Source organism: Achromobacter sp. ACM01, assembly GCF_014851745.1.
In the GTDB taxonomy this organism is placed as follows: Bacteria; Pseudomonadota; Gammaproteobacteria; order Burkholderiales; family Burkholderiaceae_B; genus Achromobacter; species Achromobacter aegrifaciens.
This window is the reverse complement of sequence record NZ_JACVAF010000003.1, coordinates 618,217-643,639: the sequence shown is the minus strand read 5'-3', so window position 1 is coordinate 643,639 and position 25,423 is coordinate 618,217. Positions and strand designations below refer to the sequence as shown.

General features: G+C 65.7%; 22 protein-coding genes. 16 read left to right on the top strand and 6 right to left on the bottom strand.

What is annotated here, in order from left to right; all coding sequences use genetic code 11:
- The 3 genes from oprZ to IB268_RS17700 are packed head-to-tail and all read right to left on the bottom strand — an operon-like array spanning nt 1 to nt 5,735.
- Nucleotides 1-1,383 (bottom strand): multidrug efflux RND transporter outer membrane subunit OprZ, encoded by a 1,383-nt coding sequence (gene oprZ, locus IB268_RS17710; RefSeq protein WP_192354575.1) that lies wholly within the window; start codon nt 1,381-1,383, stop codon nt 1-3.
- Nucleotides 1,380-4,517, bottom strand: a complete 3,138-nt coding sequence (locus IB268_RS17705) for a multidrug efflux RND transporter permease subunit (RefSeq protein WP_192354574.1) — start codon at nt 4,515-4,517, stop codon at nt 1,380-1,382. Before IB268_RS17705 ends, oprZ begins: the two co-directional genes overlap by 4 nt.
- A 6-nt stretch (nt 4,518-4,523) precedes the next feature.
- On the bottom strand, nt 4,524-5,735 hold the full coding sequence (locus IB268_RS17700; RefSeq protein ID WP_192354573.1) for a MexX/AxyX family multidrug efflux RND transporter periplasmic adaptor subunit: 1,212 nt from the start codon (nt 5,733-5,735) through the stop codon (nt 4,524-4,526).
- Between the two features lie 223 nt (nt 5,736-5,958).
- Between IB268_RS17700 and axyZ the strand changes: the two genes are divergently transcribed.
- The 7 genes from axyZ (at nt 5,959) to IB268_RS17665 (ending at nt 13,909) form a co-directional block, all read left to right on the top strand.
- The gene (axyZ, locus tag IB268_RS17695; protein ID WP_119449053.1) at nt 5,959-6,597 is read left to right on the top strand and encodes a multidrug efflux transcriptional repressor AxyZ; all 639 of its coding nucleotides are present in this window, start codon (nt 5,959-5,961) and stop codon (nt 6,595-6,597) included.
- A gap of 75 nt (nt 6,598-6,672) precedes the next feature.
- The gene (locus IB268_RS17690) at nt 6,673-7,569 is read left to right on the top strand and encodes a LysR family transcriptional regulator (RefSeq protein WP_054450464.1); all 897 of its coding nucleotides are present in this window, start codon (nt 6,673-6,675) and stop codon (nt 7,567-7,569) included.
- A 210-nt stretch (nt 7,570-7,779) separates the two neighbouring features.
- Nucleotides 7,780-9,282 (top strand): ABC transporter substrate-binding protein, encoded by a 1,503-nt coding sequence (locus IB268_RS17685; protein ID WP_119449055.1) that lies wholly within the window; start codon nt 7,780-7,782, stop codon nt 9,280-9,282.
- Between the two features lie 185 nt (nt 9,283-9,467).
- The gene (locus IB268_RS17680) at nt 9,468-11,267 is read left to right on the top strand and encodes a gamma-glutamyltransferase family protein (protein WP_125472573.1); all 1,800 of its coding nucleotides are present in this window, start codon (nt 9,468-9,470) and stop codon (nt 11,265-11,267) included.
- 79 nt (nt 11,268-11,346) lie between these two features.
- Nucleotides 11,347-12,321, top strand: coding sequence for a diacylglycerol kinase family protein (locus IB268_RS17675; protein ID WP_054450469.1), 975 nt, complete (start codon nt 11,347-11,349; stop codon nt 12,319-12,321).
- Nucleotides 12,318-13,100 (top strand): metallophosphoesterase, encoded by a 783-nt coding sequence (locus tag IB268_RS17670; protein WP_192354572.1) that lies wholly within the window; start codon nt 12,318-12,320, stop codon nt 13,098-13,100. The genes IB268_RS17675 and IB268_RS17670 overlap by 4 nt, the downstream gene beginning before the upstream one ends.
- Nucleotides 13,101-13,141: 41 nt before the next feature.
- Nucleotides 13,142-13,909 (top strand): phosphatase PAP2 family protein, encoded by a 768-nt coding sequence (locus IB268_RS17665; RefSeq protein WP_054450473.1) that lies wholly within the window; start codon nt 13,142-13,144, stop codon nt 13,907-13,909.
- On the opposite strand, the gene IB268_RS17660 is transcribed toward IB268_RS17665, so the two are convergent.
- From IB268_RS17660 to IB268_RS17650, 3 genes are read right to left on the bottom strand one after another with little or no spacing between them, the layout of a single operon-like run.
- Complete coding sequence (locus IB268_RS17660; protein WP_054450475.1) at nt 13,880-14,317, bottom strand: NAD(P)-binding domain-containing protein; 438 nt, start codon at nt 14,315-14,317, stop codon at nt 13,880-13,882. The two genes, IB268_RS17665 and IB268_RS17660, sit on opposite strands and share 30 nt — an antisense overlap.
- The gene (locus IB268_RS17655) at nt 14,314-14,757 is read right to left on the bottom strand and encodes a PaaI family thioesterase (protein WP_054450477.1); all 444 of its coding nucleotides are present in this window, start codon (nt 14,755-14,757) and stop codon (nt 14,314-14,316) included. The genes IB268_RS17660 and IB268_RS17655 overlap by 4 nt, the downstream gene beginning before the upstream one ends.
- Nucleotides 14,754-15,368: a TetR/AcrR family transcriptional regulator gene (locus IB268_RS17650; RefSeq protein ID WP_054450479.1), complete on the bottom strand. Its 615-nt coding sequence runs from the start codon at nt 15,366-15,368 to the stop codon at nt 14,754-14,756. The genes IB268_RS17655 and IB268_RS17650 overlap by 4 nt, the downstream gene beginning before the upstream one ends.
- A gap of 478 nt (nt 15,369-15,846) precedes the next feature.
- On the opposite strand from IB268_RS17650, the gene IB268_RS17645 reads away from it, so the two are divergent.
- The 9 genes from IB268_RS17645 to nuoH all read left to right on the top strand — a co-directional run bounded on the left by IB268_RS17645 (nt 15,847) and on the right by nuoH (nt 25,407).
- Nucleotides 15,847-16,956 (top strand): porin, encoded by a 1,110-nt coding sequence (locus tag IB268_RS17645; protein WP_125472577.1) that lies wholly within the window; start codon nt 15,847-15,849, stop codon nt 16,954-16,956.
- 291 nt (nt 16,957-17,247) lie between these two features.
- Nucleotides 17,248-17,607: an NADH-quinone oxidoreductase subunit A gene (locus tag IB268_RS17640; protein ID WP_006217959.1), complete on the top strand. Its 360-nt coding sequence runs from the start codon at nt 17,248-17,250 to the stop codon at nt 17,605-17,607.
- A 39-nt stretch (nt 17,608-17,646) separates the two neighbouring features.
- A complete protein-coding gene (locus tag IB268_RS17635) occupies nt 17,647-18,123 on the top strand; it encodes an NADH-quinone oxidoreductase subunit B family protein (protein ID WP_006217960.1) in 477 nt (158 codons plus the stop codon).
- A 75-nt stretch (nt 18,124-18,198) separates the two neighbouring features.
- Nucleotides 18,199-18,825, top strand: coding sequence for an NADH-quinone oxidoreductase subunit C (locus IB268_RS17630; protein WP_054450481.1), 627 nt, complete (start codon nt 18,199-18,201; stop codon nt 18,823-18,825).
- A 3-nt stretch (nt 18,826-18,828) separates the two neighbouring features.
- Nucleotides 18,829-20,085: an NADH-quinone oxidoreductase subunit D gene (locus tag IB268_RS17625; protein ID WP_054450482.1), complete on the top strand. Its 1,257-nt coding sequence runs from the start codon at nt 18,829-18,831 to the stop codon at nt 20,083-20,085.
- 47 nt (nt 20,086-20,132) lie between these two features.
- Nucleotides 20,133-20,627 (top strand): NADH-quinone oxidoreductase subunit NuoE, encoded by a 495-nt coding sequence (gene nuoE / locus IB268_RS17620; RefSeq protein ID WP_054450483.1) that lies wholly within the window; start codon nt 20,133-20,135, stop codon nt 20,625-20,627.
- Nucleotides 20,624-21,991, top strand: coding sequence for an NADH-quinone oxidoreductase subunit NuoF (nuoF, locus tag IB268_RS17615; RefSeq protein ID WP_054450485.1), 1,368 nt, complete (start codon nt 20,624-20,626; stop codon nt 21,989-21,991). Before nuoE ends, nuoF begins: the two co-directional genes overlap by 4 nt.
- 15 nt (nt 21,992-22,006) lie before the next feature.
- The gene (gene nuoG, locus IB268_RS17610) at nt 22,007-24,334 is read left to right on the top strand and encodes an NADH-quinone oxidoreductase subunit NuoG (RefSeq protein WP_054450489.1); all 2,328 of its coding nucleotides are present in this window, start codon (nt 22,007-22,009) and stop codon (nt 24,332-24,334) included.
- Nucleotides 24,334-25,407, top strand: coding sequence for an NADH-quinone oxidoreductase subunit NuoH (nuoH, locus tag IB268_RS17605; RefSeq protein WP_054450490.1), 1,074 nt, complete (start codon nt 24,334-24,336; stop codon nt 25,405-25,407). The genes nuoG and nuoH overlap by 1 nt, the downstream gene beginning before the upstream one ends.
- Nucleotides 25,408-25,423: the final 16 nt, after the last annotated feature.

The window sequence follows — 25,423 nt, the reverse complement described above, 5'->3', positions numbered from 1 at the left end:
TCATGAGCGGGGCTGCTCCCAGCCGCCCAGCGCCTTGTACAACTCCACCGCATTGACCAGCCGGCGCTGCTGCAGCCGGATGAACTCCTGTTCGGATTCGAACAGGCTGCGCTGCGCTTCCAGCATTTCCAGGTAGCTCGCCACGCCGCGTTCGTAGCGCCTTTCGGTCAGCCGCTGGCGGTCGCGGTCGGCGTCGCGGACCTTGCGCTGGGCGTCGATCTGGGCGCGCAGCGTGTCGCGCGCGGACAGCGCGTCGGCCACTTCGCGGAAGGCCTGCTGGATGCTGCCCTCGTACTGGGCCACCGCGATGTCCTTGCGCGCTTCCGCCAGCGACAGGTTGGCGCTGTTGCGTCCGGCGTTGAAGATGGGCAGCGTCAGCTTGGGCGCGAAGGTCCAGGTGCCCGTGCCCGAACCGAACAGGTCCGAGAAGCTGCCCGCCGTGGTGCCGATGTCGGTCGTCAGCTGCACCGACGGGAAGAACGCCGCGCGCGCCGCGCCGATGTCGGCGTTGGCGGCCCGCAGCATGTCCTCGGCCTGGCGCAAGTCCGGGCGACGGACCAGCAGGGTTGAAGGCAGGCCCGCGGCCAGCGGTGTCAGGCTCTGGCTTTCCAGCGTGACGGCATCGGTGTCGGGCGGCAGCGAAAAATCGCCCGCCAGCAGGCCCAGCGTGTGCACCGACTGCCGGTATTCCCGGCTCAGTTCGGCATGCGTGGCGCGCGAGGATTCCACCAGCATCTGCGCGGTACGCAGCCCCACGGCCGTTTCCAGCCCGGCGTCGTAACGGCGCTGGGTCAGTTTGAGCGAGGCCTCGCGTAGCGCCAGCGTGCTTTCGGTCAGGCGCAGCTGTTCGGCCAGTGAGCGCTGGTTGAAGTAGGCCGTGGCCGTTTCTGACACCAGCGACAGCGTGGCAGCGCGGTGCGCTTCCTCGCTGGCCAGGTAGCGCGACAGCGCCGCGTCGCTCAGGCTCTTCACGCGGCCGAAGAAATCCAGTTCGAACGCGGCGATGCCGACCGCGGCGCGGTAGCGGTCGGCCACCGGCATGCGCGGCTGGCCGGGCTCCGCGCCGCGTCCGCGGCTGAACTCGCCCGTGCCGTCGATGGACGGCAGGCGGTCGGCCTGCTGTACGCCGTACAGCGCCCGCGCTTCCTGGATGCGCAGCGCCGCCACCCGCAGGTTGCGGTTGTTCTCGAGCGCGGCGGCGATCCAGGCCTGCAGCGCCGGGTCGTTGAAGTAATCGCGCCAGTCCTGCGGCATCGCCGCCAGTCCGTCCGCGGCGACCGTGTCATAGGCCAGGGGGACCGGCGCTGCCGGTCGCTCATAGGTGGGGGCCAGCGAGCAGCCGGCCAGGGCCAGCGCAAGCAGGGTCATTGCCATAGCCTTCATGGCGTGGTCTCCAGCGTTTCGCGGCCTTGCGGACGCGAGGGGCGCACGCGCATGCCCAGCGCGCGGCCCACGATCAAAAAGAAGAGCGGCACCAGGAAGATGGCCAGCACCGTCGCCGTGACGATGCCGCCCAGCACGCCCGTGCCGATCGCGGCCTGGGCGCCCGAGGCCGCGCCGGTGGCCAGCGCCAGGGGCAGCACGCCCACGCCGAAGGCCAGCGAGGTCATCACGATGGGCCGCAGCCGCAGCCTGGCGGCCTCCAGCGTGGCGGACACGATGCCCTGGCCGTCGCGCACCAGGTCCTTGGCCACTTCCACGATCAGGATCGCGTTCTTGGCCGACAGCCCGATGGTGGCGATGAGGCCGACCTTGAAGTAGATGTCGTTGGGCATGCCGCGCAGCGTCACGCCCAGCACCGCGCCGATCACGCCCAGCGGCACCACCAGGATCACCGCCAGCGGTATCGACCAGCTTTCATACAGCGCGGCCAGGGCCAGGAACACGACCAGCACCGACAGCGCGAACAGCACGGGCGCCTGGTTGCCGGACAGCCGTTCCTCGTAGGACTGCCCCGACCAGTCGAAGCCGATGCCGCGCGGCAGTTCGGCCGCCAGCGCCTCCATGGCGCGCATGGCCTCGCCGCTGCTGTGCCCGGGCGCGGCCGAGCCGTTGATGGTGAACGACGGGAAGCCGTTGTAGCGGTTGAGCTGCGGCGGTCCCATCGACCATTTCAGGGTGGCGAAGGCCGACAGCGGCACCATCTGGCCCTGCAGGTTGCGTACATGCAGGCGCGACACGTCTTCCATGTCGACACGGCTCTTGCCGTCGGCCTGCACGGTCACGCGCCGCACCTGGCCATTGAGCATGAAGTCGCCGATATAGTCCGAACCGTACATTACCGCCAGGGCGGTGTTGATCTCGTCCAGTGGCACGCCCATGGCCTGCGCCTTGTCGCGGTCGACGCGCAGCTCCAGCTGCGGCGCTTCTTCCTGGCCGGCGAAGACAACCTCCGTCAGCGCGGGATGCTTGGCCGCCGCTGCCAGCAATTGCCGGCGTGCCTGCTCCAGGGCCTCGTAGCCCAGGCCGCCCCGGTCCTGCAGGCGGAAGTCGAAGCCCGAGGTGGAGCCCAGGTCCGGCAACGGCGGGGAGTTCAGCGCGTGCACCATGACGTTCTTGCGGCCGGCGAAGGCGGCGTTGATGCGTTCCACCACCGCGTTCACGTGCAGGTCGGCGCCGCCGCGCTGCTTCCAGTCCTTTAGCGTGACGAAGAACATGGCCGAGTTCGGTCCGCTGCCGTAGTTGCTGAAGCCGTTGACCGAATACACATATTCGACGGGCTCATGCTCCATCATGTAGCGCTCGACCTCTTTCACCATCGCCATGGTTTCGGCTTGCGGCGAGCCCTGGGGCAGGATGACCATGGCCATGAAGCTGCCCTGGTCTTCGTCCGGCAGGAAGGAAGAGGGCAGCCGGGCGAACAGCAGCGCCACCGCGGCGATCACCGCCAGATAGGCCAGGCCGAAGCGCACCGGACGGGCCAGCACGCCCGACACCCGGGCGGTGTAGCGCGCCGTCAGGCGCGCGAAGGCCCGGTTGAACCAGCCGAAGAAGCCGCGCTTCTCGTGGTGGCCGGCGGCGATCGGCTTGAGCATGCTGGCGCACAGCGCCGGCGTCAGCGACAGCGCCAGGAAGGCCGAGAAGGCAATCGACACGGCCAGCGTCACGGCGAACTGGCGGTAGATGTTGCCCACCGCGCCGTCAAAGAAGGCCATCGGCACGAACACCGACACCAGCACCACCGTGATGCCCACGATGGCGCCGCTGATCTGGCCCATGGCCTTGACCGTGGCCTCGCGCGGCGACAAGCCTTCCTCGGCCATGATGCGCTCGACGTTTTCCACCACCACGATGGCGTCGTCGACCAGGATGCCGATGGCCAGCACCATGCCGAACATCGTCAGCACGTTGATGGAATAGCCCAGCCCCAGCATCACGCCCAGCGTGCCCAGCAGCGCCACCGGCACGACCAGCGTCGGAATCAGCGTGGCGCGGAAGTTCTGCATGAACAGGTACATCACGCAGAACACCAGGGCTACGGCTTCCAGCAGGGTCATCAGCACCTTCTTGATCGAGATTTCGACGAAGGTGGATGTCTCGTACGGAATGTCCCAGGTCACGCCCGGCGGGAAATACTGGGCCAGCTCCTGCATGGTCGCGCGGATGCGCTTGGTGGTTTCGACCGCGTTCGAACCCGGCGCCAGCTTGATGCCCAGGCCTGTGCCGGTCATGCCGTTCACGCGCGACAGGTACATGTAGTCGGTGCCGCCCAACTCGACCCGCGCCACATCCTTCAGGCGCAAAGTGGCACCGTCCGGCTGCGCGCGCAGCGGAATGTTGCCGAATTGCTCGGGCGTGCGCAGGGACTCGCCCGCGACGATGCTGGCGTTCAGCGGGGCGTCCTTGGGCACGGCCTGGTTGCCCAGCTCGCCGATGGTGACGCGGGCGTTGTGGCTGCGCAGGGCCGAGACGATGTCGCCCGGGGTCAGGGACATGGCCGTCAGCTTGGCCGGATCCGGCCAGATGCGCATGGCGGCTTCCGCGCCGAACGACTGCACCTTGCCCACGCCTTCCACGCGGCGCAACGCCTGCAGCACGTTGGAGGCTGCCAGTTCGCCCAGCTGGATGTCATCCAGCCCGCCATCCGACTTCAGCGACACCACCAGCTGGATGTTGTCGGCCGCCTTCTCCACGCGCACGCCGTCGCGGCGCACCGATTCCGGCAGGCGCGGCTCCACCGCCTTCAGGCGGTTCTGCACTTCCACGGCCGCCAGGTCCGGGTTGGTGCCTTGCTTGAAAGTCAGGTTGATGCTGGCCCAGCCCGTCGAGTCGCTGCTGGACGAGGTGTACATCAGTCCCGGCGCGCCGTTCATCTCGCGTTCGATGATGGCGGTGACGGCCTCTTCGACCACCTTGGCCGAGGCGCCGGGGTAGCTGGCGCCGACATTGACCACGGGCGGAGCGATGTCCGGATATTGGGCCACCGGCAGCGCACGGCTCGACAGGATGCCGACCAGCACGATCAGCAGCGAGATCACCCAGGCGAAGACGGGGCGATCGATAAAAAAACGCGCCATTGCGGTTTATCCTTTTTGGCCCGGCGCGGACGTCCTAGCCTGGACGCCGGCCTCCGGGTTGCCGGCGGCGGTGGCCTGCGCACTGGGCGCGGCCCGCTCCACCGGTTTGATTTTCTGTCCCGCCGCCATATGTGCGGCGTTCTCGACGACGATGCGTTCGCCGCCTGCCAATCCCTGCGTGACGATCCAGTTCGGACCCTGCAGCCGCTCTGCGGTGACGGCGATCTTCTTCAGCTCTCCGTCTGCACCCGCGGCCAGCACGTGCGCGCCTTCGGCATTGCGCAGCAGGGCGTTGCGCGGCACCAGATAGGTGTCGCGGTTGATCGCCTGCTCCAGCCGCACCCGCACATACATGCCCGGCAGCAGATCGCGGCCCGGGTTCTCGAACAGCGCCCGCATGGTGACGTTGTCCGTGCCGGGATCCACCGCCAGATCGGCGAACGACAGCGTGCCGCCGCGCCCGTACTCCGAGCCGTCGGGCAGCAGCAGCCGCACCCGCACCTGGTCCGGCGCCACGCCTTCCAGGGCGCCCGCGCGGATCTGCTTCTGCAACTGCATCACCTCGGCCGCCGGCTGGGCGAAGTTCACGTAGATGGGATCGATCTGCTGCACCACCGTCAGCGGCGTGGCCTGGCCTTCGCCCACCAGTGCGCCTTCGGTCACCAGCGCGCGCCGCGCCCGGCCGTCGATGGGCGAAGTGACGCGCGCGTAATCCAGCTTCAGCTTGGCGCTCTGCAGGTTGGCGCGGGCCAGGGCGACCTCGGCCCGCGCTTGGCGTTCCTGCGCCACGCTTTCGGCGTGGTCGCGTTCGCTGATGGCGCGGTCCGACACCAGGTCAGCGTAGCGGCGCAGCTTGTCGGCGGCGGCGGAAAGATTGGCCTGCGCGCGCGCCAGGTTCGCGGCTTCCGAATCGTAGGCGGCCTGCAACGGCGCGGGATCGATCTGGAACAGGGCGGCGCCGCGCGTCACATCCTGGCCTTCTTCGTACAGGCGCGCGGTGACGATGCCGGCCACGCGCGCGCGCACTTCGGCTTCGCGGTAGGGCTCCAGCCGGCCCGGCAATTCGGTCGCGACGCTGGTGGGCGTGGCTTGGGCAACGATGACGCCGACTTCGGCGGGAGCCTCGGTGGCTTGTTGGGCTTCCGGTTTCGAGCAACCGGTAATAAGAATTAGTACGGAAGAAAGGGCGAGCGTGCGTAGAGAGACTCTTTGCTTCATTTTTAAAATTTCTGATGGGCCCGCAGAGGGCTGAGGTGGGGAAAGGCGCCGACTTTCCCGCGTGGGGAAGCGAGTCTATCATTTAATCCGTCACGCTTGATTAATTATTTTGTTCGGAAGTATGCTCCCCGCTTCACACTTATTCACAGTGACGAAAGAGGCGGCTTCTTGTTTTGAAGCCGCCGTTTTTTTGCAGCCGGTTTTTAAGAAGGAGGTCCCCCGCATGGCCCGCAAGACGAAAGAAGAGTCCCAACGCACCCGCGACCGCATCCTGGATGCCGCGGAGCACGTGTTCCTGTCCAAGGGGGTGGCCGCCACCACCATGAGCGACATCGCCGACCACGCAGGGGTGTCCCGGGGCGCCGTCTACGGCCATTACAAAAACAAGATCGACGTCTGCATCGCCATGTGCGACCGCGCGCTGGGCGAGGCTGCTCCCCTGACTCATGTCTCGACCGACGGCGAGGCGCTGGAATCGCTCTACACCTCCATGCGGCAATACATCCAGATCTACGCGCAGGAAGGCTCGGTGCAGCGCGTGCTGGAAATCCTGTACCTCAAATGCGAACGCAGCGACGAGAACGCGCCGCTGCTGCGCCGCCGTGACTTGTGGGAGCGCCACGCCCTGCGCACCTCGGAGAAACTGCTGCGCGCCGCGGTCAAGCGCGAGGACCTGCCGCGCGCGCTGGACGTGCGCCTGTCCAATCTTTATCTGCACGCCCTGGTCGACGGGGTGTTTGACAGCATCTGCTGGTCCGATCGCCTCAAGGGCGACATGTGGCCGCGCGTCGAGCGCATGCTCCGCGCCGCCATCGATACCCTCCGGTTTTCCGCGCACCTGCTGACGCCGAAAGCCGCCTGATTCCGCGGCGGGCGCTTTTCAACGGGATGCTCCTGAACTGAGCATCCCCATGCCGGACGCCCCTACAATCCGCGCATGACCCTCAAGCAACTCGAAGCCTTCTACTGGGCCGCCACCTGCGCAAGTTTCGCCGTGGCGGCCGAGCGCCTGCATCTGTCGGTATCGTCGTTGTCCAAGCGCATCACCGAGCTCGAGGAAGGCCTGGGCCAGTCCTTGTTCGATCGCAGCGGCCACAAGGCGGTGCTGACCGACGCCGGCCAGCGCCTGCTGCCGCAGGCGCGCGACCTGCTGGCCTCGGCGGAGCAGATACGGGCGTCGCTGGCGCAAAGCGCGGGGCTCAGCGGTCGCTGCCGCTTCGGCGTGGGCGAGCTGACCGCGCTCACCTGGCTGCCGCGGCTGATCCGGGGCGTGCGCGCCGCCTATCCGGACCTGGTGCTGGAACCCTATGTGGACATCGGCCAGGTGCTGGAGCAGCGCGTGGCCGACGGCGAACTGGACTTTGCCGTGATCGCCGGCCGTTCCTCTCGGCCCAATATCGCTTCCACGGCCATAGGCCAGGCCGACTTTTCCTGGGTCGCCGCGCCGGCGCTGCTGGACGGCGCCACGCGCATGACGCCGGAGCTGCTTGCCCGCCTGCCGCTGGTCACGCTGCCGGCGGGGGCCGGCACCACGCGCATCATCGACGACTGGCTGGCGGGCCGCGATGCCGGCGGCGAACGCCTCTGCTGCAACAACTGGGGGGCGGTGGTCGGCCTTCTGATAGAAGGCACCGGGGTCGGCCTGCTGCCCAGCCATTGGGCCCGCGCCTTGCAGGCCGAGGGCAGCCTGCGCGTGCTGGAAGGCGATACGCCGCTGGCGGCCATGCCTTATGCATTCCAGTACCGCCGCGATGATGCCCGGCCGCTGGTCGCCAAGCTGCGCGCCGAGGTCCAGGCCGCCGTGGACTTCGCGGCCCCTTGCCGCATCCCCTGAGGGTGCGTCCGCAAGGCGGCCGTCCGGCGCGCATTTAGGCTTACGACAGCCGCCGCTCTATACAATCGCCGCGCGCCTGGCGCAGAATCCAACAAGAACGTGCGCAGCGGGGGATGGACCCGGATGCAGCACGGCTCGGGTCTGTTCCCTCATGCCGGGCGGCGCGTCCGCGTGGGGAACCAGGCCGACCTGAACCGACGGAGATCTTTCATGCGTAAACTTTGCCTCGCCATGGCCATGGCGGGAATGCTGGCCAGCGGATTGGCGCAAGCGCAATCCACCCTGCGTATCGGCTTGCAGGACGACCCCGACGTGCTGGACCCGGTGCGCGCGCGCACCTTCGTGGGCCGCATCGTCTTCGCTTCCCTCTGCGACAAGCTGGTGGAGATCACGCCGGACCTGAAGATCGTGCCGCAGCTGGCGCAATCCTGGACCTTCAGCCCCGACAACAAGGTCCTGACCTTCAAGCTGCGCACCGACGCCGTTTTCCATGACGGCACGCCGGTGAACGCCGCCGCCGTCAAGGCCAACCTGGACCGCGCCCGCACCTTGCCTGACAGCAACCGCAAGAGCGAGTTGGCCACCGTCGCCAGCGTCGAGGCCCCGGACGCCAGCACCGTGGTGCTGACGCTGTCCGAACCCGATGCCTCGCTGCTGTCGCAGCTGTCCGACCGCGCCGGGATGATGATGTCTCCCGCCAGCTTCGACAAGGACCCTGGCGGCAAGCCGGTGTGCTCCGGCCCCTACCAGTTCAAGGAGCGCGTGCAGAACGACCGCATCGTGCTCGAGAAATTTCCCAAGTACTGGGACGCCGCCAACTATCACTTCGACCGTCTGGTCTACACCCCGATTCCCGACAACACCGTGCGCCTGAACAACCTGCGCGCCGGCGACCTGGACATCATCGAGCGCGTCGCGCCCAGCGATGCCAAGGCGGTGAAGGACGACAAGAACCTGACCCTGGCGCCGGTGACCGGCCTGGGCTTCCAGGCCATTTCGGTGAACCTGGCCAATGGCGCGCGCGCCAACAACCCCCTGGCCAAGGACAAGCGCGTGCGTCAGGCGCTGGACCTCGCGATCGACCGTGACGTGCTCAATCAGGTGATCGGCGAAGGCATGTTCCAGCCCGCCTATCAGCCGTTCCCGCCGGCCAGCTTCGCCTACAACACCGCCTTCGAGCACAAGGGCCGCGACCCCAAGAAGGCGCAGGCGCTGTTGAAGGAAGCGGGCTATGACCGCGTCAAGTTCGAGATCACCTTTGGCAACAACACCACCATGCAACAGGTGTTCGAGCTGGTACAGGCCATGGGCGCCGAAGCGGGCTTCGACATCACGCTGCGTCCGGTGGAGTTCGCGTCCCTGCAATCCTCGCTCGCGCGCGGCGACTTCGAAGTAGGGCAGAGCGGCTGGTCGGGCCGCGTCGATCCCAGCGGCAACATCCACCAGTACCTGAGCTGCAAGGGCAACCTGAACGACGGCAAGTTCTGCGACGCCGCCGTGGACAAGCTGCTCAACGACGCCCGCGCCGAATCGGACACCGCCAAGCGCCGCGCCATGTATGACCAGGTGCTGACGGCGATGCAGGACCAGCGCCCGATCGTCTATCTGTTCTACCTGCCGTGGACCTTTGGCGTGCAGAAGAAGGTGGAGGGCTTTGTGCCTTACCCCGACGGCCTGATCCGCCTGAAGGGCGTCACTGTGGCAAAAAAGTAGGCTCCCCCCTACCCGTTGGCGCGGGCCCCCCAGGGGGCGGCGCTGGCGGACCGGCGGAGCCGGATCCGCGGTGCCCCGGCTGGCGGCGTCCGCCGGCCTCTCCAGCGTGCCTGTTCTTTTGATCGCCAGGCGCCCGCCGTGCAGGAAGTGTTCCGCGTTTCAGCGGCAGCCCTATAGGAATCATCATGTTTACCACTCGCCCGGAAATCCTTGGCACCTTCGGTGTCGTGACCTCCACCCATTGGCTGGCCAGCGCCGCCGGCATGTCGCTGCTGGAGCGCGGCGGCAACGCCTTCGACGCCTGCGTGGCCTCAGCCTTCGTGCTGCAGGTGGTCGAACCCCATCTGGTGGGCCCGGCCGGCGAAGTGCCCGCGGTGTTCTATTCCGCGCGCACCGGCCGCGTCGAAGTGCTGTGCGGCCAGGGCACCACGCCCGCTGCCGCCACGCTCGAACGCTACCGCGCCGAAGGCCTCAAGCTCATTCCCGGCAACGGCCTGCTGGCCACTGTCATCCCTGGCGCCTTCGACGCCTGGATGCTGCTCCTGCGTGATCACGGCAGCATGCGCGTGCGCGACGTGCTGGAGCCCGCCATCTATTACGCGGAGCACGGCCACGCGCTCATGCCGCGCATCTCCAACACCATCGCCGGCCTGAAGGACTTCTTCCAGACCCATTGGCCCACGACGGCCGCGGTCTACGTACCGGGCGGCCAGGTGCCCGAGGCCCGCAAACTGTTCCGCAATCCGGCGCTGGCTCGCACCTGGACCCGCGTGCTGAAGCAGGCCGAAAGCGCCGGCGCAGACCGCGAGCGCCAGATCGAAGCGGCGCGCGACGCCTTCTACCGTGGCTTCATTGCGGAGGAAATCGACAAGTTTGCGCGCAACACCGATGTCATGGACGAGAGCGGGTCCACCCACCGCGGCGTCATTACCGCCGAGGACCTGGCGGGCTGGTCGGCCAGCTACGACACGCCGGTCACCTACGACTATCACGGCTACACCGTGGCGAAAGCCGGCTCCTGGAGTCAAGGTCCGGTCTTCCTGCAGACCCTGGCGCTGCTCAAGGAGATGGATCTGGCAGGCGTGAGCCCGACCAGCGCCGAATTCGTGCACCGCGTGACCGAGGCCATGAAGCTGGCCTTCGCCGACCGCGAGGCCTATTACGGCGATCCGGCCTTCGTCGACGTGCCGCTGGACCATCTGCTGTCCGACGCCTATAACGCCGAACGCCGCGCGTTGATCGGCGAGTCGGCTTCGCAAGATCTGCTGCCCGGCCAAGTGCCGGGTTTCGAGGCGCAAGTGAAGCGCGTCATGGACACGCTGGAGCGCCTGTCCAAGGTATCCGCGCCCGGCAGCGCCACCAATGAACCCACGCTTGCCGACATGCGCGCCTCCGCCAAACGCGGCGACACGACGCACGTGGACGTCATCGACCGCTGGGGCAACATGATCTCGGCCACGCCTTCGGGCGGATGGTTCCAGTCTTCGCCGGTGATCCCGGAACTCGGCTTCGGCCTGAACACCCGCGCGCAGATGTTCTGGCTGGAAGAAGGGCTGCCTGGCACGCTGGCGCCCGGCAAGCGTCCGCGCACCACGCTGACGCCCTCGCTGGCGCTGCGCGATGGCAAGCCCTACCTGGCCTTCGGCACGCCGGGCGGCGACCAGCAGGAGCAATGGCAACTGTTGTTCTTCCTGCGTCACGTGCACCACGGCCTGAACCTGCAGGAAGCGATCGACCTGCCCATGTCCCACACCATGCATTTCCCCACGTCCTTCTATCCGCGCGACCGCAAGCCGGGGCATCTGGCGGTGGAGGCGAGCTTCGGCGCCGAGGTCATCGCGGCGCTGCGCCAGCGCGGGCACCAGATCGAGGAAGTGCCAGAGTGGTCGGTGGGCAGGTTGACCGCGGCTTCGCGCGATGCCGACGGCCTGCTGCACGCGGCAGCCACGCCGCGCCTGATGCAGGCTTACGCCATCGGCCGCTGAACGGCGGCGGCGGGCGCGCCTGGCGCGTCCGCCGCCAGCCTTGTTGCGGCGCTTTGCCGGCATGGGGTATGTTTGTCGCATGACGCCAACCCAGCATAAACCGGCAACAGCGGCCCATTCCCTGACGGGACAAGAACCCCTCTTCATCGTCCTCAATACCGGATCGGGACGCGGCGACGCGCAGATCCTCCAAGACACGATCCGTCGCATACTCGACGAGGCCGGGCGCCGTTACGAATTGATGCCCGTGCAGGATCCGTCGCGCCTGACCGCCACGGCCGAGGCCGCGGTCACGCGCGCGCAGGAACAGCAGGGCGTGGTCATCGCGGCAGGCGGCGATGGCACGCTCAATGCGGTCGCGGGTGTGGTGCTTGGCAAAGGAGTGCCGTTCGGCATCCTGCCCCAGGGCACGTTCAATTACTTCGGGCGCAGCTACGGCATCTCGCAAGATACCGAGGTGGCTTTGCGCGGCTTTCTGCAAGGCCAGCCCAGGCCGGTGCAAGTCGGCATGCTCAACGGCCGGCTGTTCCTGGTCAATGCCAGCCTGGGTCTGTATCCGCAATTGCTCGAGGACCGCGAAGCCTATAAACAGAAGTACGGCCGCAGCCGGATGGTGGCGCTGTGGTCCGGCCTGGTCACCCTGCTGCGCGCGCCGCGCCAGTTGAGCCTGCTGCTGGATCATGGCGGGCAGGCCCGCAATCTGCGCTCGCCCACCCTGGTGGTGGGCAACAACAAGCTCCAGCTGGAGCACATCGGCATCGAATCGGCGGAGCTGGATCAGAACCGCCTGATCGCCATGGCGGCGCGGCCGGTCGGCACCTTGGCGCTCTATGGCCTGCTGTTGCGCGGCTTGTTCAGCCGCCTGGGCGAAGCCGAGCATGTGGTGAGTTTCGCCTTCGACCGTCTGACGGTGGCCGTGCGCGGGCGCCGCCGCGTCAAGGTGGCGATGGACGGCGAAATCTCCTGGATGGATACGCCGCTGGAATTCAAAGTGGCCGACGAACGGCTGCCGCTGGTGGTGCCGGCGGACTCGCAATATCTGGACCGTTCATGACCCGTATCCTGCATTTTTCCGATACCCACTTCGGCACGGAACGCAAACCCGTGGTCGAAGCCGCGCTGGACCTGGCCTGCACGCTTGCGCCTGACCTGGTGGTGCTTAGCGGTGACATCACGCAACGCGCGCGGCGCGGCCAGTTCGCCGCCGCCCGCAGGTTCATCGAGCGCCTGTCGCTGCCGGTGCTGACCGTGCCGGGCAATCACGACATTCCGCTGTTCAACGTGTTTGCGCGCGCGCTCAATCCTTACGGCAACTACAAGCGGGCTTTGGGGCCAGTGCTCGAACCCGTGTTCGAGAACGCCGGCCTGCTCGCCATCGGCGTCAACACGACACGCCCGCGCCGCCGCAAGGATGGCGAGATATCCGGCGCGCAGATAGCCCGGGTCGCCGAGAGGCTGCGCCAGGCCAGGCCCGGGCAGTTGCGCGTCGTGGTGGCGCACCATCCCGTGCGCGCCAAGGTCGAGTCGGACCTGTCCAATCTGCTGAACGGGCGCGAACGGGCTCTCGAAGCCTGGACGCAGGCGGGCGTGGACCTGATTCTGGGGGGGCATATCCATCTGCCCTATGTGCTGCCCGCGAACCCGGCGGCGCCTTCCGGCGGCTGGGTCGTCCAGGCCGGAACCACCTGCTCGCGCCGCGTGCGCGGCAATGTGCCCAATTCGGTCAATGTCATCACCTGCGAGGGGGCAGGCGAGTGCCATATCGAGCGTTGGGACTACGCCGCCGGGGCGCATGCTTTTGCACCGGTAGACGGGACCTTGGTCGCGCTGTAATTGAGAAGGATCGGGAGTTTCATCGTGGCGGGCTCTTATTCATGACGGACGCGTACGCGGCATGGGCCGCGGCCCATGCCTTGCAGTTGTTCATCGCGCTGCCGTTGCTGGCCGGCGGGGTGGCGCTCGTGTTTGCGCGCTGCGGCCTGAGTCTGCGCGGCCGTCGCCGCGACGCCCTCTTCATGACGGGTACGTGCGCCGCGCTCGTACTCTTCCTGGTCCTGGCTTTCGCGATAGAAAGCGAGGGGAGGGTAGTGGCGTTCGACCGGGCCCTGGCCAATTCCCTGAGCATGTCCATGTCCACGCCGTTGCTGTGGCTGCTGTCCTGGTTCACCTACCTGGGCGACCGGAAATTCCTGACCGGGGTCAGCGTGCTGATGACGCTGTTCCTGTTGTGGCGCGGAGAATGGCGGCTGGCCCTGGTCTGCGCCGTCGCCACCGGCGTGGGCGGCGCGCTCAACTGGCTGCTCAAGCACGCCTTCGAACGGGTGCGGCCGGAGCACGATCATGGCTACGCCAGCGTGGCGGGATGGAGCTTTCCCAGCGGCCACTCCTCTGCCGCGATGGCCGTCTACGGCATGGCCTGCTATCTGTTGTGGCGTCTGGCGCCGCCTGCCTGGCGCCTGCCCGGCATTGCGCTGCTGGCGGCGCTCATCATGGCGATCGGACTCAGCCGCATCCTGCTGCAGGTCCATTTCGCTAGCGACGTGCTGGCGGGCTTCGCGGTCAGCCTGGCCTGGTTGGCGCTGTGCGTGGCGGCGGCGCAGCGCCTGCGGCCCTCATGCGCCGCGGGCCAGCGCGTTCAGTAAGCGCGTCTCGGCGAGCGGAGCGTCCACCGCCGCGGCCAGGGGCGCGCAGGTGTAGCGGCCGCCCGCCGCGACGATGGCCTGGTCCAGGCTGCGCGCGCGTTCGGCGCAAGGCGGCTCCAGATCCACGATCAGCTTGCCTGCCACCGGCGCCGTCACGTTGCCGTCGCTGAAACGCTCCAGCGTGCGGTCGATCTCGCGTTCGCGTGGCAGGGCCAGCACGATGGTGTCGGATTCTTCCAGCGCTTCCCGCGCGGAGGTGGCCAGCGTCGCGCTGCCGCGGAAGTCTTCGCAACGCCCGGGCTCGATGTCGTAGAGGGTCAGCGCGATGTCCGGCTCGGCCGCCAGGAGGCGCTGTGCGGCCTGCGTGCCGATCCTGCCCATGCCGACGATGCTCACGCGCATGCTCATGGCTTGGGCACGGACCACGTGCTCACGATATGGGCAAGAGGTTCGTCCGAACCCTCGCCGGTCAGGATGACTTCCCCCGCGGACAGCCGGCCCACTTTCAGCAACCGGGCGTCGGCATAGATGGCGCCCGCGGGGCTCTTGCGCAGGAAATTGATCGTCAGGCTGGCAGTCACAGCGTGCGCCTGTCCGGTGGCGCCCACCACCGCCGCGTACATGGTCAGGTCGGCCAGGCCCATCAGCATGGGGCCGGCAACGATGCCGCCCAGCCGCTGGTGGGCGTCGCGCGCCGGCAGCACCGCGCGCGCCGTGCCGCGGCCGATGCGTATTACGTCTATGCCCAACAGCATGGAAAACGGATGTTGGTCGGCCAGCAATATATGGAAGTCGGCCAGGCTGATCAGCGGGGCGTCGGCCGGGGTGTCCAGGTCGGTTGCGGTCATCGTTGCTCCAGGGCGAGGCAGTAGTTGTCCAGCAGCGTTTCCGCTTGCTGGCCCAGGGATTTCAGGCGGCGGGTGTGCAGCAGCAGCAGCAACCCCATCAAATAGGTGAAGAGATTCATCTGTTCGACGGCGACGGTCGCGGCCTCCCAGGACTTGGTCCGGGCCAGCGCCACGCCCAGCAGATCTATGCACTGGCGCAGGCGGGCGTTGAGCCGTTCGTCCATTTCCCGGCCCAGGCCGCGCGGCCCCAGCCCCTGGAACAGGTACATGCCCAGCGAAAAGTCGGTCCGCCGCTCTGCGTAGTACCCGAAGAACGCATGGATCGCAGTGCGCGCCGCGGCCGGCGCCGGCCCGCTGGAGGCCGCCTCGGCCAGATGCGCATGCAGGCGTTCCAGCGATTCCTCCAGCAGTGCGCCATAAATGGTTTCCTTGCCGGCGAACCACGGATAGATGGCGCCGGTGGTGCAGCCGGCCTCCTTGGCGATCGCGCGGATCGTGGTCTTCTCCAGGCCGTCGCGCTCGAACACGCGCTGGGCGGCGTCCAGAACCAGCTGGCGGCGCAACGCATTCAGTCTTTCGGAACGGTCGGCGCGGGACGTGGGCGTAGGCATATGGCTGAATGGTGAGACGACGATTCGATCATATCGGCGATTTTTATAAATAACAATGTTATTGATAGTGGACGAGTCGGCGCATTCCTGCTGTGGGGGCCTTATGGCGAAGGTGCGATTCCGATGGCTGGTTGGAGGCCGCGGCGACGCGGAAACAGGGCTCGGAAGGGAGCTGTATTTGATGGCGAGGATGGTATCCGGAGCATCCGGATAATTAGGGGCAGGGCTGAAAGTCGCATGAATAGGTGCTTGGCCTAAAAACCAAGGGTAAGCCCTAGCGTGTCCGGCCAGGCTTCGCTGAGTTGTTGCAATATCCCAACAAGCCTGTCGTAAACCTGCACTTTTCTGGCGCCGACCATAGCCAGCCCCCCTGATTTTTGATGCAATAGCGTCAACTTCCCTTCGCGGAGTTAGGGGGGCGGCAGGCTGGTTTGCTGGATTGCTGCTCTTGTCACTCAAATCAACGGAGATTTCTTAAATGAAAAAGACTCTGCTCGCTGCCGCCCTGCTCGCCGGTTTTGCCGGTGTCGCCCAGGCAGAAACGTCTGTCACCCTGTACGGTATCATCGACACGGGTATCGGCTACAACAAGATCAGCGGTGGTCCCGATGCCATGAACGGCAGCCGTTTCGGCATGATCAACGGCGTCCAGAACGGTTCGCGCTGGGGTCTGCGTGGTTCGGAAGACCTGGGTGACGGCCTGCGCGCTGTTTTCCAACTGGAATCCGGCTTTGATTCGGGTAACGGCAAGTCGGCCCAAGGTGGCCGCCTGTTCGGTCGTCAAGCCACCATCGGTCTGGCCAGCGACAGCTGGGGTCAACTGGACTTCGGTCGTCAAACCAACATCGCGTCGAAGTACTTCGGCTCGATCGATCCGTTCGGCGCTGGCTTCGGTCAAGCCAACATCGGCGTTTCGATGAGCGCTGCCAACACGCAACGCTACGACAACATGGTCATGTATCAGACCCCGTCGTTCAGCGGCTTCCAGTTCGGCGTTGGCTACTCGTTCAACGCTGACGACAACAACGCTGATCAAACCGGCTGGCGCACGGCTGACAACACCCGCGCCATCACGACCGGTCTGCGTTACGTGAACGGCCCCCTGAACGTGGCCCTCACGTACGACCAGCTGAACGCTTCGAACAAGTCGGTGTTTGCTGATCAAGACGCGACCCCGCGTATGTACGCCATCGGCGGTTCGTACGACTTCGAAGTCGTGAAGCTGGCCTTGGCCTACGCTCGCACGACCGACGGCTGGTTCGCTGGCCAAGGCGTGAACACCGGTTCGGGCTCCCTGAGCATCGGCACCAACATCTTTGCTGACGGCTTCAAGGCCAACTCGTACATGGTCGGCCTGTCCGCCCCGATCGGCGGCGCAAGCAAGCTGTTCGGTTCGTGGCAAATGGTTGACCCCAGCAACGACCGTATCAACGGTGCTGAGACGATGAACGTCTTCTCGCTGGGCTACACCTACGACCTGTCCAAGCGCACCAACCTGTACGCTTACGGTTCGTACGCCAAGAACTACGCCTTCATCGAAGACGTCAAGTCGACCGCCGTCGGCGTCGGTATCCGTCACCGCTTCTAATCCAAAGCAGGGCGCAAGTCCTGCCTGGATTTAAAGTGCACAAACGGGCTTCGGCCCGTTTGTATAAAACCACCCTCCGGGGTGGTTTTTTTCGTTTGCGCGCCTGTGTTTTTGCGTGTGTTTGTGCGTGCATCGGCAGGCTGCTGTATGCTTGCGTACCGGTGCTGAAAGCAGCCATTGTTCCATTTAAGGAATGCTGTCTTTCGCCTGCTGTTCGAGCTACAGAGTTCAGCCAGAAGTAACCGCGCGAATGCTACAATCCTAAGGTTTGCGCATTTGACGGACGCCTGAATGAACCTGCAACAGTATTTTCCCGTCCTGCTGTTTATCGTAGTGGCCACCCTTATCGGGTTCGCGCTTCTAACGGCCGGCTCCCTCCTTGGTCCGCGGCGTCCTTACGCCGAGAAGCTCTCGCCGTACGAATGCGGTTTCGAGGCCTTCGAAGACGCCCGCATGAAGTTTGACGTGCGCTACTACCTGGTGGCGATCCTGTTCATTCTTTTCGACCTGGAAATCGCCTTTCTGTTCCCGTGGGCCATCGCCCAAGGCACGGTCGGTCTCGTCGGTTTCTGGACGGTCATGGTTTTCCTGGCCGTGCTGACGGTCGGCTTCATCTACGAATGGAAAAAGGGCGCGCTGGACTGGGAATAACCCGCCGGGTTTTTTCACAGCACGCTATCAGAGACGAATATGGCTATAGACGGCATTCTCAAGCAAGGGTTCATCACAACCAGCGCCGACAAGTTCCTTAATTGGGCGAAGACCGGCTCCATGTGGCCCATGACCTTCGGTCTGGCCTGTTGCGCGGTTGAGATGATGCACGCGGGCGCGGCCCGCTACGACCTGGACCAATTCGGCATCATCTTCCGCCCCAGCCCGCGCCAGTCCGATCTGATGATCGTGGCCGGCACGCTGTGCAACAAGATGGCGCCGGCGCTGCGCAAGGTCTACGACCAGATGCCCGAGCCGCGTTGGGTGGTTTCCATGGGCTCCTGTGCCAACGGCGGCGGTTACTACCACTACTCGTATTCGGTGGTCCGTGGCTGCGATCGCATCGTACCGGTAGACGTCTACGTGCCAGGCTGCCCGCCCACGGCCGAGGCGCTGGTCTACGGCTTGCTGCAAATGCAGAACAAGATCCGTCTGACCAACACGATTGCGCGCTGAGTTCCGCCGCGCCAGGCAGCAGCCTTTGCAGCCGGCCCCGCGAAACCAGCATATCGGTTCACCTAAGCGTACAAGATGATGACCAGGCTCGAAACCCTGAAAAACAATTTGCAGACCACCCTCGGCGCGGATATCGCGCTGACCGAGGCGTTGGGCGAGCTGACGCTCGAAGTACCCGCGCAGCAGTGGTTCTCCGTCTGCAACAAGCTGCGCACCGAAGCCGGCCTGCGCTTTGAAACCTGTATCGACCTCTGCGGCGTCGACTACCTGACCTGGGGCAACGGCACGCGCCAACTGCCCGAGGAAACCAACGCCAAGATCCACCGCTCGCGTTTCGCCGTGGTTGCCCATGTGCTCTCGATCGAGAACAACTGGCGCCTGCGCGTGCGCACCTGGGCCGAGGACGACGAGTTCCCGATGGTCGCCTCGCTGATGGAATGCTGGCCGGCCGTGGGCTGGTTCGAACGCGAAGCCTTCGACCTGTACGGCATCGTCTTCGAAGGCCACCCGGACCTGCGCCGCATCCTCACCGACTATGGCTTCATCGGCCATCCCTTCCGCAAGGACTTCCCGCTGTCCGGCACCGTCGAAATGCGCTACGACCCGGAACAGCGGCGCGTCATTTACCAGCCGGTCACGATCGATCCGCGCGAGGTTACTCCGCGCGTGGTCCGCGAAGACTCTTACGGCTTGGGGCGTTAAATCATGGCAGAAATCAAGAACTACACGCTCAACTTCGGTCCCCAGCACCCGGCTGCGCACGGTGTGCTGCGCCTGGTGCTCGAGCTCGACGGCGAAGTGATCCAGCGCGCCGACCCGCACATCGGCCTGCTGCACCGCGCCACCGAAAAACTGGCCGAACACAAGACCTACATCCAGGCGCTGCCCTACATGGACCGCCTGGACTACGTGTCCATGATGTGCAACGAGCACGCCTACGTCATGGCCATCGAGAAGCTGCTGGGCGTCGAAGCGCCGCTGCGCGCGCAGTACATCCGCGTGATGTTCGACGAGATCACCCGTCTGCTGAACCACCTGATGTCGCTGGGTTCGCACGCGCTGGACGTGGGCGCCATGGCGGTGTTCCTTTACGCCTTCCGTGAACGCGAAGACCTGATGGACTGCTACGAAGCGGTTTCGGGCGCGCGCATGCACGCGGCCTACTACCGTCCGGGCGGCGTCTACCGCGACCTGCCGGACTCGATGCCGCAATACGGCGACACCAGCAAGTACCGCGGCGACAAGGAAGTGCGCGCCATGAACGACGCGCGTTCGGGTTCGCTGCTGGATTTCATCGAAGACTTCACCAACCGCTTCCCGGCTTGCGTCGACGAGTACGAAACTCTGCTGACCGACAACCGCATCTGGAAGCAGCGTCTGGTGGGCATCGGCGTGGTCGACCCCGATCGCGCCAAGGCGCTGGGTTTCACCGGCCCGATGCTGCGCGGTTCCGGCGTGGCCTGGGACCTGCGCAAGATGCAGCCCTACGAAGTCTACGACCTGCTCGATTTCGACATCCCCGTGGGTGTCAATGGCGACTGCTATGACCGCTATCTGGTCCGTATCGCCGAAATGCGTGAGAGCAACCGCATCATCCGCCAGTGCGTGGAATGGCTGCGCAACAACCCGGGCCCGGTCATGATCGAGAACCACAAGATCGCCCCGCCCAAGCGCACCGCCATGAAGACCAACATGGAAGAGCTGATCCATCACTTCAAGCTCTTCACTGAAGGTTTCCACGTGCCTCCCGGTGAAGCGTACGCCTCGGTGGAACACCCCAAGGGCGAATTCGGCATCTATATGGTGTCCGACGGCGCCAACAAGCCTTACCGCCTGAAGATTCGGGCCCCCGGCTTCGTCCACCTGCAATCGCTGGATGAAATGTCGCGCGGTCACATGATTGCCGACGCCGTCACCATCATTGGCACGCAGGACATCGTTTTCGGCGAGATCGATCGCTGATCCGCCCAGACAGTCACGAGCACGCCCGCATAACCCGGATTCAAACTATGCTGCTTTCCGAACAGGCCTACCAGAAAATCGACCGAGAACTCGCGAAGTTCCCGGGCGACCAGCGGCAGTCCGCCATCATGGCCTCGCTTGCCATCGCGCAAGAAGAGAAGGGCTGGTTGGCTACCGAAATCATTGAAGATGTGGCCAACTACATTGGCGTTCCGCCCATCGCGGTCCAGGAAGTCGCCACCTTCTACAACATGTTCGACGTCAAGCCCGTCGGCAAGAACAAGATCGCCGTCTGCACGAACCTGCCCTGTGCCTTGCGCGACGGCGAACGCGCCGGCGACTACCTCAAGCGCAAGCTGGGCGTCGATTACCGCGGCACTACTCCCGACGGCCAGTTCACGCTGGTGGAAGGCGAGTGCATGGGCGCTTGCGGTGACTCGCCCGTGCTGATCGTGAACAACAAGCATATGTGCGTGCGCATGACCGAAGAGAAGCTGGACGCGCTGGTCGCGGCCCTCAAGGTGCAAGGAGAGTCGGCATGAACGCGCCCGACCTGTACAAACAGTTCGCGCAGGGGCTGGACCCCAACCCGCTGAACGATGTTTCCAATTCGATGTGCCTGCATGGCCGGCACATCCAGCCGCAGATCCTGGCTGACGTCGACGGCGCCAACTGGCGCCTGGCCGACTACGTCAAGCGCGGCGGCTACGAAGCCCTGAAGAAGATCCTGACCACCGGCATGAAGCCGGAAGACGTGATCGCCGAGGTCAAGGCCTCCGGCCTGCGCGGCCGCGGCGGCGCGGGCTTCCCGACTGGCCTGAAGTGGAGCTTCATGCCGCGCGCCTTCCCGGGCCAGAAGTACTTGGTCTGCAACTCCGACGAAGGCGAGCCTGGCACGTTCAAGGACCGCGATATCCTGCGCTTCAATCCGCACATCGTGATTGAAGGCATGGCGATCGCGGCCTACGCCATGGGCATCAGCGTCGGCTACAACTACATCCACGGCGAAATCTTCGAAGTCTACGAGCGCTTCGAAGAAGCGCTGGAAGAGGCGCGCGCCGCCGGCTTCCTGGGCGACAAGCTGCTGGGTTCGGATTTCAGCTTCCAGCTGCACGCGTTCCATGGCTATGGCGCCTACATCTGTGGCGAAGAAACCGCGCTGCTGGAATCGCTGGAAGGCAAGAAGGGCCAGCCGCGCTTCAAGCCGCCGTTCCCGGCCAGCTTCGGCCTGTACGGCAAGCCCACCACCATCAACAACACCGAGACGTTCGCGGCGGTGCCCTGGATCATCCGCAACGGCGGCCAGGCCTACCTCGAAGTCGGCAAGCCGAACAACGGCGGCACCAAGCTGTTCTCGATCACCGGCGACGTCGAGCGTCCCGGCAACTACGAGATCCCGCTGGGCACTCCGTTCTCGAAGCTCCTGGAGCTGGCGGGCGGCATGCGCGGCGGCAAGAAGCTGAAGGCCGTGATTCCCGGCGGTTCGAGCGCGCCGGTGCTGCCGGCCGACATCATCATGGAATGCACGATGGACTATGACTCCATCGCCAAGGCCGGCTCGATGCTGGGCTCGGGCGCCGTGATCGTCATGGACGAAACGCGTTGCATGGTGAAGTCGCTCCTGCGCCTGTCGTACTTCTATTTCGAAGAAAGCTGCGGCCAGTGCACGCCGTGCCGCGAAGGCACCGGCTGGCTCTACCGCATGGTGCATCGCATCGAAAACGGTCACGGCCGTCCGGAAGATCTGGACTTGCTGGACAACGTGGCGGGCAACATCATGGGCCGCACCATCTGCGCCCTGGGTGACGCCGCCGCCATGCCCGTCCGTGGCTTTCTCAAGCATTTTCGCGACGAATTCGCGCACCACATCGAGCACAAGTCTTGTGTGGTCCCGCAATATCTGTAGGTCTCAGGAACAGCAATGGTTGAACTAACCGTCGACGGCAACAAGGTCGAAGTGCCCGAAGGCAGCATGGTCATGCATGCCGCCCAGAAAGTCGGGCTTTACGTGCCGCATTTCTGCTACCACAAGAAACTGTCCATCGCGGCCAACTGCCGCATGTGCCTGGTTGAAGTGGAAAAGGCGCCCAAGGCGCTGCCCGCCTGCGCCACGCCCGTGACCAACGGCATGGTCGTCCACACCTGCTCCGAGAAGGCTCGCGCCGCTCAGAAGTCGGTGATGGAATTCTTGCTCATCAATCACCCGCTCGACTGCCCGATCTGCGATCAGGGCGGCGAATGCCAGCTGCAGGACCTGGCCGTGGGCTACGGCGGTTCTTCCTCGCGTTACCAGGAAGAAAAGCGCGTGGTCTTCCACAAGGACCTGGGCCCGCTGGTTTCCGCCGAGGAAATGAGCCGCTGCATCCACTGCACCCGCTGTGTGCGCTTCGGCCAGGAAATCGCCGGCGTCATGGAACTGGGCATGCTGGGCCGTGGCGAACACTCCGAGATCACGACCTTCGTCGGCCGCTCGATCGAGTCCGAACTGTCGGGCAACATGATCGACATCTGTCCGGTGGGCGCGCTGACCTCCAAGCCCTTCCGCTACAGCGCGCGCACCTGGGAACTGGCTCGCCGCCGTTCGGTCAGCCCGCACGACAGCCTGGGCGCCAACCTGGTGGTCCAGGTCAAGGGCGACCGCGTCATGCGCGTGGTTCCGTTCGAAGACGAAGCCGTCAACGAGTGCTGGATCAGCGACCGCGACCGCTTCTCGTATGAAGGCCTGAACAGCGAAGACCGCCTGTCGGCCCCGATGATCAAGGGTACCGACGGCAAGTGGCAGGAAGCCTCCTGGAGCGACGCGCTTGCCGCCGTGGCCCAGGGCCTGTCCCGCGTGCGCGACAGCTTCGGCGCCGGCCAGATCGGCGCCCTGGCGTCCGAATACGCCACCACCGAGGAATACGCGCTGCTGGGCCGCCTGGTCCGCGCGCTGGGTTCCGAAAACATCGACTTCCGCCTGCGCCAGACCGATGCCGCCTTCGACGCCGCCCTGACCGGCGCGCCGTGGCTGGGCATGCCCATCGCCGAACTCGACAACCTGGATCGCGTCCTGGTGGTCGGTTCCTTCCTGCGCAAGGATCATCCGCTGATGGCGCAGCGTCTGCGCCAAGCTGCCAAGCGCGGCACGCAGATCCTGATGGTCGACAGCGCTGCCGACGATCCCCTGATGCCCGTGGCTGCCCGTATCACCGTGGCTCCGTCCGAGCTGGCGCGCGCGCTGGCCGAAGTGGCAGTCGCCTTGGCCCAGGCCAAGGAACAGGCCGTGCCGGCCGAGTTCGCCTCGGTCACGCCCGGCGAAAACGCTAAGCTCATCGCTGCCAGCCTGGCTTCCGGCGCCAACACCGCCGTGCTGATGGGCAACCTGGCAGTGGCCAGCGCCCAGGCCTCGACCCTGGCCGCCAACGGCCGCGCCGTGGCTGAGTTGGCCGGCGGCAAGTTCGGTTTCCTGACCTCCGGCGGCAACACCGTCGGCGGTTACCTGGCCGGCGCCATTCCGGGCAAGGGCGGCAAGAACGCAGCCGCCATGCTGGCCGAGCCGCTGAAGGCCTACGTGGTCCTGCACGCCGAGCCGCTGTTGGATGCCGACAACGGCCAGCAAGCCATCGCCGCGCTGCGCGGCGCGCAGTTCGCCGTGGCCCTGACGCCTTACCGTTCGGCCGCCGCCGAATGGGCCGACGTCATGCTGCCGGTGTCGCCGTTCACCGAAACCTCGGGCACCTACGTCAACGCGCAAGGCCTGGCCCAGAGCTTCAAGGGCACGGTCACGCCGTTCGGCCAGACCCGTCCGGGCTGGAAGGTCCTGCGCGTGCTGGGCAACGTCCTGCATCTGGCTGGCTTTGACGACGAGACTTCCGAGTCCGTGCGCGACGCCGTGCTGGCTGGCGGCATCGAAGGCCGCCTGTCCAACGAGATCAAGGCCCCGCTGGGCCTGGGCCAGGCCGCCAGCGGCCTGGAGCGCGTCGCCGACGTGCCGATCTACCGCACCGACGCGATGGTTCGCCGCTCGGAGCCGCTGCAAGCGGCCCCGGCCTCGAAGAAGCCGGCTGCCGCCATGAACGGCCGCACGCTCACCAGCCTGGGCCTGACGGCCGGCGTCAAGGTGCGCGTGTCGAGCGGGCAGGGCGCCGTCGAACTCGAAACCGTGCAGGACGATGCCGTGGCCGACCGCGCCGTGCGCATCTCCGCAGCCTTTGAAAACACCGCAGCCCTGGGTGGCGCATTCGGTCAAATCAGCGTGGAGCGTGCCTGATGGAATGGCTTAATGTTCTTGAGAGCCAGGGTACGGCATTGCTGGGCCCGACGGTCTGGATGGTCCTCTGGACCCTCGTCAAGATTGTGGTCATCGCCGTGCCCATCATTCTGTGCGTGGCGTACCTGACCTACTGGGAACGCAAGATGATCGGCGCCATGCACGTGCGCATGGGTCCGAACCGCGTCGGCTTCAAGGGGCTGCTGCAGCCGTTCGCCGACGTGTTCAAGCTGCTGACCAAGGAAGTGGTGGTTCCGTCGCAGGCCAACAAGGTGCTGTTCATCGTGGCCCCGGTGGTCACGCTGATGCCGGCCCTGGCGGCCTGGGCGGTGGTGCCGTTCGGTCCCGACGTGGTCCTGGCCAACGTCAACGCCGGCCTGCTGTACATCATGGCCATCACGTCCGTGGGCGTGTATGGCGTGATCGTCGCGGGTTGGGCGTCGAACTCCAAGTACGCCTTCCTGGGCGCGCTGCGCGCTTCCGCGCAGATGCTGTCCTACGAACTGGCCATCGGCTTCGTGCTGGTGACGGTGCTGCTGGTGTCCGGCAGCCTGAACATGTCCGAGATCGTGCACGTGCAGAACCGCGGCTGGTTTGCCGACAAGGGCCTGACGTTCCTGTCCTGGAACTGGCTGCCGCTCTTGCCGTTGTTCGTGATCTACGTGATTTCGGCCGTGGCCGAAACCAACCGCCACCCGTTCGACGTGGTCGAAGGCGAATCGGAAATCGTGGCCGGCCACATGGTCGAATACTCGGGCATGGCGTTCGCGCTGTTCTTCCTGGGCGAATACGCCAACATGATCCTGCTGTCCTGCATGGCCTCGATCATGTTCCTGGGCGGCTGGGCTTCCCCGATCGACATCGCGCCGCTGACCTGGATTCCGGGTTGGATCTGGCTGGGTCTCAAGACGTTCGTCGTGGTCTCGTTGTTCGTGTGGTTCCGCGCGTCGTTCCCGCGTTACCGCTATGACCAGATCATGCGCTTGGGTTGGAAAATCTTCATCCCGCTGACCGGCGTTTGGCTGGTCGTGGTGGCGATCTGGATGCAGACGCCCTGGAACATTTGGCGCTAAGCCGCCAGGCAGAGGC

Coding starts and splice junctions, on each gene's coding strand:
- IB268_RS17700 (WP_192354573.1), bottom strand. CDS start 5,735: ATGAAGCAAAGAGTCTCTCTACGCACGCTCGCCCTTTCTTCCGTACTA.
- IB268_RS17665 (WP_054450473.1), top strand. CDS start 13,142: ATGACGGACGCGTACGCGGCATGGGCCGCGGCCCATGCCTTGCAGTTG.
- axyZ (WP_119449053.1), top strand. CDS start 5,959: ATGGCCCGCAAGACGAAAGAAGAGTCCCAACGCACCCGCGACCGCATC.
- IB268_RS17705 (WP_192354574.1), bottom strand. CDS start 4,517: ATGGCGCGTTTTTTTATCGATCGCCCCGTCTTCGCCTGGGTGATCTCG.
- IB268_RS17640 (WP_006217959.1), top strand. CDS start 17,248: ATGAACCTGCAACAGTATTTTCCCGTCCTGCTGTTTATCGTAGTGGCC.
- IB268_RS17670 (WP_192354572.1), top strand. CDS start 12,318: ATGACCCGTATCCTGCATTTTTCCGATACCCACTTCGGCACGGAACGC.
- IB268_RS17660 (WP_054450475.1), bottom strand. CDS start 14,317: ATGAGCATGCGCGTGAGCATCGTCGGCATGGGCAGGATCGGCACGCAG.
- IB268_RS17680 (WP_125472573.1), top strand. CDS start 9,468: ATGTTTACCACTCGCCCGGAAATCCTTGGCACCTTCGGTGTCGTGACC.
- oprZ (WP_192354575.1), bottom strand. CDS start 1,383: ATGAAGGCTATGGCAATGACCCTGCTTGCGCTGGCCCTGGCCGGCTGC.
- nuoF (WP_054450485.1), top strand. CDS start 20,624: ATGAACGCGCCCGACCTGTACAAACAGTTCGCGCAGGGGCTGGACCCC.
- IB268_RS17685 (WP_119449055.1), top strand. CDS start 7,780: ATGCGTAAACTTTGCCTCGCCATGGCCATGGCGGGAATGCTGGCCAGC.
- IB268_RS17655 (WP_054450477.1), bottom strand. CDS start 14,757: ATGACCGCAACCGACCTGGACACCCCGGCCGACGCCCCGCTGATCAGC.
- IB268_RS17645 (WP_125472577.1), top strand. CDS start 15,847: ATGAAAAAGACTCTGCTCGCTGCCGCCCTGCTCGCCGGTTTTGCCGGT.
- IB268_RS17690 (WP_054450464.1), top strand. CDS start 6,673: ATGACCCTCAAGCAACTCGAAGCCTTCTACTGGGCCGCCACCTGCGCA.
- nuoH (WP_054450490.1), top strand. CDS start 24,334: ATGGAATGGCTTAATGTTCTTGAGAGCCAGGGTACGGCATTGCTGGGC.
- IB268_RS17635 (WP_006217960.1), top strand. CDS start 17,647: ATGGCTATAGACGGCATTCTCAAGCAAGGGTTCATCACAACCAGCGCC.
- IB268_RS17625 (WP_054450482.1), top strand. CDS start 18,829: ATGGCAGAAATCAAGAACTACACGCTCAACTTCGGTCCCCAGCACCCG.
- IB268_RS17630 (WP_054450481.1), top strand. CDS start 18,199: ATGATGACCAGGCTCGAAACCCTGAAAAACAATTTGCAGACCACCCTC.
- IB268_RS17675 (WP_054450469.1), top strand. CDS start 11,347: ATGACGCCAACCCAGCATAAACCGGCAACAGCGGCCCATTCCCTGACG.
- nuoG (WP_054450489.1), top strand. CDS start 22,007: ATGGTTGAACTAACCGTCGACGGCAACAAGGTCGAAGTGCCCGAAGGC.
- IB268_RS17650 (WP_054450479.1), bottom strand. CDS start 15,368: ATGCCTACGCCCACGTCCCGCGCCGACCGTTCCGAAAGACTGAATGCG.
- nuoE (WP_054450483.1), top strand. CDS start 20,133: ATGCTGCTTTCCGAACAGGCCTACCAGAAAATCGACCGAGAACTCGCG.